The organism is Caldimonas sp., from assembly GCF_046289365.1.
In the GTDB taxonomy this organism is placed as follows: Bacteria; Pseudomonadota; Gammaproteobacteria; order Burkholderiales; family Burkholderiaceae_C; genus Caldimonas.
In genome coordinates this window covers 1-11,584 of sequence record NZ_JBKBVU010000098.1, presented here as the reverse complement: position 1 = coordinate 11,584, position 11,584 = coordinate 1, and the positions used below count along the sequence as shown (strand labels likewise).

The 11,584-nt window shown below is 67.8% G+C and carries 11 protein-coding genes and 1 pseudogene; 5 read left to right on the top strand and 7 right to left on the bottom strand.

The window, feature by feature from the left end; genetic code table 11:
- The 5 genes and pseudogenes from ACK42S_RS10905 to ACK42S_RS10885 form a co-directional block, all read right to left on the bottom strand.
- A pseudogene (locus ACK42S_RS10905) lies at positions 1-313 on the bottom strand (bb3-type cytochrome oxidase subunit III); the annotation flags it as partial.
- The gene (ctaD, locus tag ACK42S_RS10900) at positions 310-2,091 is read right to left on the bottom strand and encodes a cytochrome c oxidase subunit I (RefSeq protein WP_409706980.1); all 1,782 of its coding nucleotides are present in this window, start codon (positions 2,089-2,091) and stop codon (positions 310-312) included. The pseudogene ACK42S_RS10905 and the gene ctaD, both read right to left, overlap by 4 nt.
- Positions 2,092-2,100: 9 nt before the next feature.
- Complete coding sequence (locus tag ACK42S_RS10895) at positions 2,101-3,201, bottom strand: c-type cytochrome (RefSeq protein ID WP_409706977.1); 1,101 nt, start codon at positions 3,199-3,201, stop codon at positions 2,101-2,103.
- 34 nt (positions 3,202-3,235) lie between these two features.
- Positions 3,236-3,502, bottom strand: a complete 267-nt coding sequence (locus ACK42S_RS10890) for a hypothetical protein (RefSeq protein WP_409706974.1) — start codon at positions 3,500-3,502, stop codon at positions 3,236-3,238.
- A 336-nt stretch (positions 3,503-3,838) separates the two neighbouring features.
- A complete protein-coding gene (locus tag ACK42S_RS10885; RefSeq protein WP_409706971.1) occupies positions 3,839-4,354 on the bottom strand; it encodes a DUF1269 domain-containing protein in 516 nt (171 codons plus the stop codon).
- Between the two features lie 158 nt (positions 4,355-4,512).
- Between ACK42S_RS10885 and ACK42S_RS10880 the strand changes: the two genes are divergently transcribed.
- On the top strand, positions 4,513-5,706 hold the full coding sequence (locus ACK42S_RS10880) for a phosphoglycerate kinase (protein WP_409706968.1): 1,194 nt from the start codon (positions 4,513-4,515) through the stop codon (positions 5,704-5,706).
- A gap of 97 nt (positions 5,707-5,803) precedes the next feature.
- Entirely contained in the window at positions 5,804-7,237 is a 1,434-nt protein-coding gene (pyk, locus tag ACK42S_RS10875) for a pyruvate kinase (protein ID WP_409706965.1), read from the top strand.
- Between the two features lie 7 nt (positions 7,238-7,244).
- Here the strand turns inward: pyk and ACK42S_RS10870 are convergent, their stop codons facing one another.
- Complete coding sequence (locus tag ACK42S_RS10870; protein ID WP_409706962.1) at positions 7,245-8,039, bottom strand: YdiY family protein; 795 nt, start codon at positions 8,037-8,039, stop codon at positions 7,245-7,247.
- A gap of 240 nt (positions 8,040-8,279) precedes the next feature.
- On the opposite strand from ACK42S_RS10870, the gene fba reads away from it, so the two are divergent.
- Positions 8,280-9,344 carry a class II fructose-bisphosphate aldolase gene (gene fba / locus ACK42S_RS10865; RefSeq protein WP_409706959.1) on the top strand — a complete coding sequence of 355 codons (1,065 nt, stop codon included), beginning with the start codon at positions 8,280-8,282 and terminating at the stop codon, positions 9,342-9,344.
- Between the two features lie 69 nt (positions 9,345-9,413).
- The gene (locus tag ACK42S_RS10860; protein ID WP_409706956.1) at positions 9,414-10,313 is read left to right on the top strand and encodes a phosphoribosylaminoimidazolesuccinocarboxamide synthase; all 900 of its coding nucleotides are present in this window, start codon (positions 9,414-9,416) and stop codon (positions 10,311-10,313) included.
- 6 nt (positions 10,314-10,319) lie between these two features.
- Here ACK42S_RS10860 and ACK42S_RS10855 read toward each other — a convergent pair whose 3' ends face one another.
- Positions 10,320-11,261, bottom strand: a complete 942-nt coding sequence (locus ACK42S_RS10855; protein WP_409706953.1) for a tetratricopeptide repeat protein — start codon at positions 11,259-11,261, stop codon at positions 10,320-10,322.
- A gap of 144 nt (positions 11,262-11,405) precedes the next feature.
- Here ACK42S_RS10855 and ACK42S_RS10850 point away from each other — a divergent pair.
- Positions 11,406-11,584: AIR carboxylase family protein (locus tag ACK42S_RS10850; RefSeq protein ID WP_409706983.1), on the top strand; the 179-nt coding region annotated here is incomplete at its 3' end.

Genomic DNA, 11,584 nt, shown 5'->3' with positions numbered 1-11,584 from the left:
CCAGGAAGGCAAAGGCCAGGGCCCCCCCGGCCCACAGGGCCGAGCGGGCCGCCTCGGCCTGTGCGGCCCCGGCCGCGCCGGCGGCACGGTGCAGCGCGACGCTGGCCAGCACCAGCAGTGCGGTGCTCAGCCACAACTGCCAGGGCAAGGCGATCGGCGTCCAGTCCCCGCCGTCCATGCGCATCACGTAGGCCGCCAGGAACAGGCCGAACAGGGCGCAGCCCACGCCGATCATCACCCACACCCCCAGGCCCAGGGCCTGGACGCGAGGCACGCCGGCAGACGGCTCCAGGGAGGCAGTGGCAGCGTTCATGCGGAGGCTCCTCGGATGCCCGTCGGGCCGGCAGGCTGGGGTTCCAGGCCGCCGGCATCGGGCGGTTCGGTCTGGGCGATGTAGTCACGCGGTGCCCCCGGCACGCTGTAGGCATAGGCCCAGCGGTAGACCACCGGCAGCGACGGCCCCCAGTTGCCGTGGCGGGGTGGCGTGTCGGGCGTGAACCACTCCAGCGAGGCCGCCCGCCAGGGGTTGGGGTCGGCCCGGCGGCCCCTGAAGGCGCTCCACCCCAGGTTGTAGAGGAAGACGAGCTGCGCCACGCCCACGAAGATCGCCACCACCGTGATGAAGACGTTGAGCGCATCGGCCGATGGGGGGATGAAGTCGTAGATCTCGTAGGAGTGATAGCGCCTGGGCATCCCCAGCACGCCCAGGTAGTGCATCGGGAAGTAGATCGCGTAGGTGCCGAGGAAGGTCACCCAGAAATGCAGGTGGCCCAGGCGGTCGTCGAGCATGCGCCCGGTGATCTTGGGAAACCAGTGGTAGATGCCGCCGAACACCACCAGGATGGGCGCCACGCCCATCACCATGTGGAAGTGCGCAACGACGAAATAGGTGCCCGACAGCGGGATGTCGACGCTGACGTTGCCCAGGAACAGCCCCGTGAGCCCGCCGATCACGAAGGTGCACAGGAAGGCCAGCGAAAACAGCATCGGCACCGACAGGTGGATGTCGCCGCGCCACAGCGTGAGCACCCAGTTGTAGACCTTGATGGCCGTGGGCACCGCGATGATCAGCGTGCTGGTGGCGAAGAAAAAGCCGAAGTAGGGATTCATGCCGCTGACGAACATGTGGTGGGCCCACACGATGAAGCTCAGGCCACCGATGATCACGATGGCCCACACCATCGTGCGGTAGCCGAAGATGGCCTTGCGTGCATGCACACTGATGAGGTCGGAGACGATGCCGAAGGCCGGCAGCGCGACGATGTAGACCTCGGGGTGACCGAAGAACCAGAACAGGTGCTGGAAGAGCAGCGGGCTGCCGCCCTTGTAATCGGTGGCCTGGCCCAGCGACACCAGTGCCGGCATGAAGAAGCTGGTGCCTACGGTCTTGTCCAGCAGCATCATCACGCCGCTGACGAACAGCGCCGGAAAGGCCAGCAGCGCCAGGATGGTGGCCACGAAGATGCCCCACACCGTGAGCGGCATGCGCAGCAGGGTCATGCCGCGCGTGCGCGCCTGCAGCACGGTGGTGACATAGTTGAGGCCGCCCATCGTGGCCGCCACGATGAAGATCACCAGCGAAACCAGCATCAGGATGATGCCCCAGTCATGCCCCGGCGTGCCGGGCAGGATGGCCTGCGGCGGATAGAGCGTCCAGCCCGCGCCGGTGGGCCCGCCCGGCACGAAGAAGCTGGCCAGCAGCACGATCACCGACAGCAGATAGACCCAGTAGCTCAGCATGTTGAGGTAGGGAAAGACCATGTCGCGGGCCCCCACCATCAAGGGGATCAGGTAGTTGCCGAAGCCGCCGAGGAAGAGCGCGGTGAGCAGGTAGATCACCATGATCATCCCGTGCATCGTGACGAACTGGTAGTAGCGCTCGGGGTTGATGAACTCGAAGGTTCCGGGAAAGCCCAGTTGCAGCCGCATCAGATGCGACAGCACGAGCCCCACCAGGCCCACGAAGATGGCCGTGCAGCCGTACTGGATCGCAATGACCTTGTGGTCCTGGCTCCAGACGTAGCGTGTCCAAAAACTCTTGGGCTCGTGCTCGTCGTGATGCGCGTCGTGGACGGTGTCTTGCGTGCTCATCGGGCGACCTCACGGGGTGGCCAGGGACTTGATGTGCGCGACCAGCGCGTCGAGCTCGTCCTCGCTGAGCTCGATGCGCGGCATCACCGGCGGGAAGCCCTGGATGCCCACGGCCTTCGGGTCGCGGATGAAGTCGCGCAGGAACTGCTCGTCCACGCGCACCTGCCGGCCGTCCTTGAGCGTCTCCAGCTTGCCGTACAGGCCCTTCCAGGTGGGACCCACGCTCGCGCTGCCATCGCTGCTGTGGCAGGCCACACAGCCCTTGGACTGGGCCAGGGCGCGCCCGAGCGCCACCGGGTCGGCGCTTGACACGGACGGCGGCGCCTGGGTGCTGGCGAAACTGGGCAGGCCGGCCAGCCAGGCCTGAAACTGCGGTTCCTCGACCACCACCACATGCCCGCGCATCGCCGAGTGCCCCAGGCCGCAGAGCTGGGCGCACATCGCCTCGTAGCGGCCCGTGCGCGTGGGCGTGAACCAGAAGCTGCTGACCTGTCCGGGCACGAGGTTCATCCGCGCGCGGAACTGCGGCACGTAGAAGTCGTGCAGCACATCCACCGAGCGCATCGTCACCTTGACCGGACGGTTCACGGGCAGCACCACCTCGCCCGCGTCGATGATCAGGTCGTCCTGGCCGGCCGGGTCGCGCGGATCCAGGCCCAGCGGGTTGGTCGGCGAGACGAAGCGCACGTCGGTGCCGCCGAACTCACCGGTCGGCCCGGGCATGCGGAAGCGCCACTGCCATTGGTAGCCCACCACCTCGAGCTGCAGGGCATCGCGCGGCGCGCGCACGTAGTCGGCGTAGACCACCAGGCCCGGTGCCAGCAGCCCCACGATGCCGACCGTCGTGATGCCGATCAGCCAGCGCTCCAGGCGATGGTTTTCCGGTTCATAGGCCGCGCGATGGCCCTCGCGATGGCGGTAGCGCCAGATCGCGTAGGCCACGAAGATGTTGATCGCGATGAAGAAGACCCCCGTGATGACCACCGTGATGGTCAGGGTGTCGTCCATGCGCTCCCAATGGGTGGCCAGCGGCGTGGTCCACCAGGGTGTGAACAGGTGGAAGGCCACCGAACCCAGGACGATGCACAGCAGGACAGCCGCGATGACCATGCTGCCCTCCCCGCAAGACCGGCCCCGCCCGACATCAGGCGGCGTCGCGCCGCGCGAGCTTCCAGTACAGCAGCGCTGCGCTGATGCCGAACACCAGGTGCGCCATCAGGGTCGCCCAGCCGCGCAGCTCCAGGAACCAGGGGAAGACCTGGGCCAGCAGATGGAAGTTGACGAGATAGAGCATCACCCCGAAGGCGGCCCCGAGCGCCTCCATGCGACCCAGCAGGCTGTCCAGGCGCAGCCAGGACACCAGTGCGCCCAGCGCCAGGCCGAACAGCACGCCCAGTGCGTAATGCACCACCAGCGCGGCCGAACAGCACGCCCAGTGCGTAATGCACCACCAGCGCGGCCGCCACCACGCCGGCGTGGAAGGCGTAGCCCTGCGCCGCGGCCGCGTCCAGCCAGCCGGCCCCCAAAACGAGGGCGGCCACCATGTGAGGCAGCCGCCAGGGTCCGTCGCCGCCCATGCTGGCGGCCCAGAACAGTTCAAGCACCATCAGCACGGCGCCGGCCGCCAGCCCCGACACGGCAGCGGCCGTCCAGTCCGGGCGGGTCGAGCCCGCCCGCCACGTCGACAGATGCAGTTCCATGGTCTTGCCTCCTCATGCGCATGCCTGCGCCGGCCGGGCCCGCGAACTCAGGGAAAGGCCGGGATGTTGGGCTCGACGCCCTCGAGATGGGCCTCGGGATGCAGGGCCTGCAGCCGGGCCTCGATTTCGGCCACGCGCGAGCGCGGCACGTCGACCATCAGCAGGATCTGCCCCTGCTCGATGGCCGGCTGGAAGCGCTCGAGGCGGTGGCTGGGCGCGGAGATGCCGATCATGCTGGCCGCCCAGGCGCCGAACAATCCGCCAAGCACCGCCAGCACCGCCGCCACACCCCATTGCGGAGAATCGCCAACGATGGGGAAGAAGATCGCCACGGCCAGACCCGCCACCGTGCCCACCACGCCCCCGATCACCAGCCCGAGCTGGGCGGCGCGCAGCACGTCGGAGGTCTGCAGCACATTGGCTGCATGCAGGCCGCTCATGTCGACGTCTTCCCGTGCCACGAAGTGGATGTGGGGCTCGGCGATGCGCGCGAGCAAAAGATCATCCATCGTCCGCCTGGCACTGGCCAAGTCGGGCAGAAGCCAATAAATGCGTCTGCGCATGGGGCCCTCCTTGCGTCACAAACAATGTGAACGAAGCGAGCGTTGCTGTCCTTGTACACCTGAATTTGACGCATGACAAGCCGCCGGCCCCGGGAATCGGGTGGAGGCGGCCCCTCTAAAATCGCGGGTTCCTTTGCTGCCACTGCCACCCTTTCGCCATGAACGTGCTTCGCTTCTCCGATCTGATCGCCCAAGGCCAGGTGGCTGGGCGCCGCGTCTTCATCCGCGCCGATCTCAACGTCCCGCTGGACGACGCCGGGCGCATCACCGAAGACACCCGCATCCGCGCCTCGGTGCCCTGCATCGAGATGGCCCTGCAGGCCGGAGCCGCCGTGATGGTGACCTCGCATCTGGGCCGACCCACCGAAGGCGAGTTCAAGCCCGAGGACTCGCTCGCCCCGGTGGCACAGCGCCTGGGCGAGCTGCTGGGGCGCGAGGTGCCGTTGCGTGCGAACTGGGTCGATGGCGTGGACGTGCAGCCCGGCCAGGTCGTGCTGCTGGAGAACTGCCGTCTGAACAAGGGCGAGAAGAAGAACGACGAGACGCTGGCGCGCAAGATGGCCGCGCTGTGCGACATCTTCGTACACGACGCCTTCGGCACCGCCCACCGCGCCGAGGCCTCCACCTACGGCATCGCGCAGTTCGCGAAGGTGGCCTGCGCCGGCCCCTTGCTGGCCGCCGAGATCGACGCGATCACCCGCGCGCTGGCCAGCCCCAAGCGCCCGCTGGTGGCCATCGTGGCCGGCTCCAAGGTCAGCACCAAGCTCACCATCCTGCAAAGCCTGGCCAAGAACGTCGATCAGCTCATCGTGGGCGGCGGCATCGCCAACACCTTCATGCTGGCCGCCGGCCTGCCCATCGGCAAGTCGCTGGCCGAACCCGACCTGGTGGGCGAGGCCCGCGCCGTGATGGAGGCGATGCAGGCCCGCGGCGCAGCCGTGCCGATCCCGTTGGACGTGGTGGTGGCCAAGGACTTCAAGGCCGATGCGGCAGCCACCGTGAAGGCGGCCGCCGACGTGGCCGAGGACGACCTGATCCTCGACATCGGCCCCAAGACGGCTGCGATGCTGGCCGAGCAGCTCCGGGCCGCAGGCACCATCGTCTGGAACGGCCCGGTGGGCGTGTTCGAGTTCGAGGCCTTCTCCCGGGGCACCGAGACCCTGGCCCGCGCGATCGCGGCATCGAGCGCCTTCTCGATCGCCGGTGGCGGCGACACCCTGGCGGCCATCGCCAAATACGGCATCGAGAAAGACGTGGGCTACATCTCCACCGGCGGCGGCGCCTTCCTGGAGGTGCTCGAAGGCAAGCAGCTTCCGGCCTTTGAAATCCTGGCCCGTCGCGCGGCGGGTTGAATGGCCCATGACGCCGGGGACGGCGCTGTAACTCCGAAGGCCTTCTGAAGCCCCTCGAAATGGAATAAAGTTACAGCTTCACCGGAGACACGCTGCCATGAACCGCGCCACCAAGATCGTCGCCACCCTGGGCCCCGCCTCGTCCACCCCCGAGATCCTGGAGCGCATGATCCGCGCCGGGGCCGATGTGGTGCGGTTGAACTTCTCGCACGGCACGGCGCAGGACCACATCGAACGCGCCGCGCTGGTGCGCGAGGCCGCCCAGCGCGCCGGCAAGGACGTGGCCATCATGGCCGACCTCCAAGGCCCCAAGATCCGCGTGGGCAAATTCGAGGGCGGCAAGACCCTGCTCGAACCCGGCCAGCCTTTCATCCTCGATGCGGGCTGGACGGACCTGGGCAACCACGAGCGCGTGGGCCTGGACTACAAGGAACTGCCGCGCGACGTGAAACCGGGCGACACCCTGCTGCTCAACGACGGCCTGATCGTGCTCACCGTCGAACGCGTGGCCGGCGATGCGGTGTTCACCCGCGTGAAGATCGGCGGCGAGCTGTCGAACAACAAGGGCATCAACAAGCAAGGCGGTGGGCTCACGGCTCCGGCACTGACAGCCAAGGACATGGAAGACATCCGCACCGCGATGAGCTTCCAGTGCGAATACCTGGCGGTGAGCTTCCCCAAGAGTGCCACCGACATGGAAATGGCCCGCCAGCTCGCCAACGTGGCCGGCGAGCCCTGGCGGCACAAGCCCGCGCTGATCGCCAAGATCGAGCGCAGCGAGGCCATCCCGCAGCTCGAGGGCATCCTCAAGGCCAGCGACGGCATCATGGTGGCGCGCGGCGACCTGGCCGTTGAGGTGGGCAATGCGGCCGTGCCGGCGCTGCAAAAGCGCATGATCCGCCTGGCACGCGAGATGGACAAGGTGGTCATCACCGCCACGCAGATGATGGAGTCGATGATCGTCAACCCCGTGCCCACGCGCGCCGAGGTCAGCGATGTGGCCAACGCCGTGCTCGACGGCACCGATGCGGTGATGCTCAGCGCCGAGACCGCCGCGGGCAAGTACCCGGTGGAGACCATCGAGCACATGGCGCTCATCGCGCTGGAGGCCGAGCGCGCCGAGGAGATCGAGCTCGACTCGGACTTCGTCAACAAGAAGTTCGGCCGCATCGACCAGGCCATCGCAATGGGTGCGCTCTTCACCGCCCACCACCTGGGGTGCAAGGCCATCATCGCACTGACCGAATCGGGCTCCACCGCCTTGTGGATGAGCCGGCACAAGATCCACGTGCCGATCTTCGGCCTGACCTCACAGCCCGTCTCGCAGCGCAAGATGGCCTTGTACCGCAACGTGCGCCCGATGCTGATGCCGGCCTACCACGACCGCGACGAAGCCCTGCACAAGGCCGAGGCCCTGCTGGTCGAGCGCGGCGTGCTCAAGCCGGGCGACACCTATGCCATCACCTGCGGTGAACCGATGGGCTACCCCGGTGGCACCAACATGCTGAAGGTCTGCCGCGTGGGCGGCTGACCTGGGATCAGTCCAGGCCGAGCGAGACGCCCGTCACGAACAGCGTGTCCGACTTGCTGAAGCCCGCGCCGGGCTGGGTGTCGTGGCGATGGGTGAGGCTGGCGGTCAGGCTGAGCCGGGCATTGATGGCCACCGCCAGGCTGGCCGTCAGCTCGGCACGAAACTCCCCCGATTCACGCAGGCTCGGCAGCAGCCGGGCCTGCTGCTTCAGGCGCGCGGTGTCGGACAGATAGGTGGTGGATTCCTGGGCCAGCACCAGTTCCAGGCGGTCGCGGCTGCGGCGGCTCAAGCCATCGATCACTGTGGCCGCCTCGAAGCGGTCGCGCGTGTAGCCCAGGCCGGCAGACACATCCCAGTAGCTGTCCTCGGTGCGCAGCAGGTGATAGCCCACCCCCGAGGCCACCGAAGCGCGCGACTCGATGTTCGCCGCCTCGTCATGCAAGGCCGCGAGGCTGCCGTAGCCGAACCACAGCAACGACAGGTCGCGGTCGTACTGGGTCTTGATCTCGGCGCGCTGCGCGGCCGTGTCGCCCTCGGTGCGCGATTGCAGCGCGCTGCCCGTCAGCGACCATTTGTCCTCGTAGGTGGCCCGCACACTGTCCAGCGAGAGGTTCACACTGGTGGTGCGCGTGTTGCCCGAGGCCACGCTGGCGCCCAGCCCGATGAGGTGGCGCCACTGGCCATCGGGACGCTGCGTCACTTGCGCCGGGGCCGCAGCACAGGCCATCAGCAGGCCCAGGGCCAGGACGAGCCCCACACTGCGGCGCAATGCGGAAATGGGGGGAAACACGCGTCGGGTCATCTCGGCGTCAGCGGTGGCGTGAAGGGGAAAGGGCCCGACTTTAGGGCGCCTGGCCGCACACCGCCACTGCGGGCCCGGAAACCCCATGCTGCACTGCGGCATCCCTCCCCGGTCCCAGGGGGGCAGGGGCGCCCCGCTCCAGTGGGGTCGGTAGAATCCTGGACGATTACGACGCGGTTTCATGCCGCCGCCCGGCGATTTCCGTTTCTCCGACTTCCTAGCGTCCCAAGAGGCCCCACCATGCCACTCGTCTCGATGCGTCAACTGCTGGACCATGCTGCCGAAAACAACTACGGCATCCCGGCCTTCAACGTCAACAACCTCGAGCAGGTGCAGGCCGTGATGGCCGCCGCCGACGAAGTCGGCGCACCGGTGATCCTGCAGGCCAGTGCCGGCGCCCGCAAGTACGCCGGCGAGAGCTTCATCAAGCACCTGATCCAAGCGGCCGTCGAGGCCTATCCGCACATCCCGCTGGTGATGCATCAGGACCACGGGACCTCGCCCAAAGTCTGCCAAGGCGCCATCGAGCTGGGCTTCGGCTCGGTGATGATGGACGGCTCGCTGATGGAAGACGGCAAGACCCCGGCCTCCTTCGACTACAACGTCAAGGTCACGCGCGAGGTGGTCGAGATGGCCCACAAGGTGGGCGTCACCGTCGAGGGGGAGCTCGGCTGCCTGGGCTCGCTGGAGACCGGCATGGCCGGCGAGGAAGACGGCATCGGCGCCGAGGGCAAGCTCGACCATTCCGCCTTGCTGACCGACCCCGAGGAGGCCGCCCGGTTCGTGAAGGCCACCCAGCTCGATGCGCTGGCCATTGCCATCGGCACCAGCCACGGCGCCTACAAGTTCACCCGCAAGCCCACCGGCGACATCCTGGCGATCTCGCGCGTCAAGGAGATCCACGCCCGCATTCCCAACACCCACCTGGTGATGCACGGCTCGTCCTCGGTGCCGCAGGAACTGCTGGCCATCATCAACCAGTACGGCGGCAAGATGAAGGAGACCTACGGCGTGCCCATCGAGGAAATCCAGGAAGCCATCAAGCATGGGGTGCGCAAGATCAACATCGACACCGACATCCGTCTGGCCATGACCGGCGCGGTGCGCAAGTTCCTGGCCGAGAACCCCGACAAGTTCGACATGCGCGAGTGGATGAAGCCTGCCCGCGAAGCGGCCAAGCAGGTCTGCAAGGCGCGCTACCTGCAGTTCGGCTGCGAAGGCCAGGCCGGTAAAATCAAGCCCATTGCCCTGTCCGAGATGGCGCGCCGCTACGCGGCCGGCGAACTGGCCCAGGTGGTCCAGTAAGACCCGCGGCCCGATCCGCACCTGCCGAGCCCGCTGGACCAGCGGGCTCGTTGTTTTCCGGAGACCTTCGTGACCGCCGCCCTGCTCCACTCCTCGATCACCTCCCTGCCCCTGCTCGCACGCGGCAAGGTGCGCGACAACTACGCGGTGGGCACCGACCGCATCCTGATGATCGCCACCGACCGGCTCTCGGCCTTCGACGTGGTGATGGGCGAGCCCATCCCCGGCAAAGGGGCCCTGCTCACCGAGGTGGCGCTGTTCTGGTTCGACAAGCTGGGCCACCTCGTGCCCAACCACCTCACCGGTGACGACCCGCAAAGCGTGGTGACCGAGGCCGAACGTGCCCAGGTGCGCGGCCGCGCGATGCTGGTCAAGCGCCTCAAGCCCCTGCCGGTGGAGGCCGTGGTGCGCGGCTACCTGGCCGGCAGCGGCTGGAAGGAATACCAGCACACCGGCGAAGTCTGCGGCGTGAAGCTGCCGGCCGGGCTGAAGAACGCCAGTCGGCTGCCCGAGCCCATTTTCACCCCGGCCACCAAGGCCGAGATCGGCGAGCACGACGAGAACATCTCCTTCGATCGCATGGGCGAGATCATCGGGCGGGACCTGGCCGAGCGCGTGCGCGCGGTGTCCATCGAGCTCTACCGCACCGCGGCCGACTATGCGCTGTCGCGCGGCATCATCATCGCCGACACCAAGTTCGAGTTCGGTCTGGACGAGCACGGCACCCTCACGCTGATGGACGAGGTGCTCACGCCCGATTCCTCGCGCTTCTGGCCGGTGGAAGGCTATGCCGAAGGCGCCAACCCTCCGAGCTATGACAAGCAGTTCGTGCGCGACTGGCTGGAGCAGGCCACGGTGAACGGCCGGCCCTGGAACAAACAGGCCCCCGCCCCGGCGCTGCCGGCCGAGGTGATCGAGAAGACCGCTGCCAAGTACCGCGAGGCACGCGACCGGCTGATCGGCGCCTGAGCGTCCTCAGAACAGCGTCATCGACAGCTTGCGGCGGTACTGCTCGACAATCGGATCGGCCGCAGCCACCGTCGTCTTGCCGGTGAGCTCCAGCGTGCCCTTGGCTTCGGCCGCGGCCGGCTTGGGCGCGGGCTTGCTCATCATCTCGAGAATGGCCACATAGGTCTTGCGCGCCAGACCCTCGTTCCAGGCCTTGTCGCGCATCAGGATCTCGAGCAGCTCGTCCATCGCCTGCGTGAACCGGCCGGCGGCAAAGTGCACCTGGGCCAACTCGTGGCGGGCCTCGAAGTCGCGCTTGTTGGCCGCGATCGCGGCAGCCAGGTCCTGCGTCGATCGGGCCTTCGGGGCGCGCTCGCAGGCCTCCAGGTACAGCCCCAGAGCGGCCAGGCGGGCGTCCACCGCCGCCTTGGAGGCCACCGGCTCGTAGGCGGCGCGCGCCTCGGCCACCTGGCCCCGTTCGAGCAGCAGCTTCACGTAGTCGAAGCGCGCCACGTCGTTGGCCGGGTCGATGGCCACGGCCTGCTGCAGCTTCTCCAGCGCCGCATCGGTGTTCCCCTCGGCGGCGAGCTCGACGGCCGCCTCGGCCTCCTCCTCAGCCTGCAACTCGGCATCGCTGGGCACGTGCTTGTCCAAGAACTGCTGGATCTGCGCCTGCGGCAACGCCCCCACGAAGCCGTCGACGGGCTGCCCGTCGCGGAACATCACGCAAAACGGGATGGAGCGCACACCGAACATCTGCGAGAGCTGGCCGGCGATCTCGGGCTGCTCGTCGGAATTGAGCTTGGCCAGCACGAAGCGGCCGCCGTACTGGGTTTCGAGCTTCTCGAGCAAGGGCCCCAAGGTGCGGCACGGGCCGCACCAGGGCGCCCAGATGTCGAGCAGCACGGGACGCGACACCGAGGCTTGCAGCACCTCGGCTTCAAAGTTCTGGAGGGTGATGTCGATCATGGCAAAGCCGTTCAAAAGGGGCGGGGCACCGGCCCGGGCAAAGATGGGGTCGGGCCAGGCCTTTCCCAGCCCCGCCTAAAATCGCGGTTTCTGCCCAGCCTGGAGCCATCCTTGTCGAGCGCTTCGCCCCTCATCGGTGTGGTCATGGGTTCCAACAGCGATTGGGACGTCATGCAGCACGCCGCCCAGATTCTCGCCGACTTCGGCGTGCCTTACGAGGCACGGGTGGTTTCCGCCCACCGCATGCCCGACGACATGTTCCGTTATGCCGAGCAGGCCGCGCCGCGCGGCCTCAAGGCCCTCATCGCCGGCGCCGGCGGTGC

Bases quoted from the DNA above. Each gene is read 5' to 3' on its own strand.
- ACK42S_RS10885 (WP_409706971.1), bottom strand. From the start codon at position 4,354: ATGCGCAGACGCATTTATTGGCTTCTGCCCGACTTGGCCAGTGCCAGG.
- fba (WP_409706959.1), top strand. From the start codon at position 8,280: ATGCCACTCGTCTCGATGCGTCAACTGCTGGACCATGCTGCCGAAAAC.
- ACK42S_RS10895 (WP_409706977.1), bottom strand. From the start codon at position 3,201: ATGGTCATCGCGGCTGTCCTGCTGTGCATCGTCCTGGGTTCGGTGGCC.
- ACK42S_RS10870 (WP_409706962.1), bottom strand. From the start codon at position 8,039: ATGACCCGACGCGTGTTTCCCCCCATTTCCGCATTGCGCCGCAGTGTG.
- ACK42S_RS10880 (WP_409706968.1), top strand. From the start codon at position 4,513: ATGAACGTGCTTCGCTTCTCCGATCTGATCGCCCAAGGCCAGGTGGCT.
- ACK42S_RS10855 (WP_409706953.1), bottom strand. From the start codon at position 11,261: ATGATCGACATCACCCTCCAGAACTTTGAAGCCGAGGTGCTGCAAGCC.
- pyk (WP_409706965.1), top strand. From the start codon at position 5,804: ATGAACCGCGCCACCAAGATCGTCGCCACCCTGGGCCCCGCCTCGTCC.
- ctaD (WP_409706980.1), bottom strand. From the start codon at position 2,091: ATGAGCACGCAAGACACCGTCCACGACGCGCATCACGACGAGCACGAG.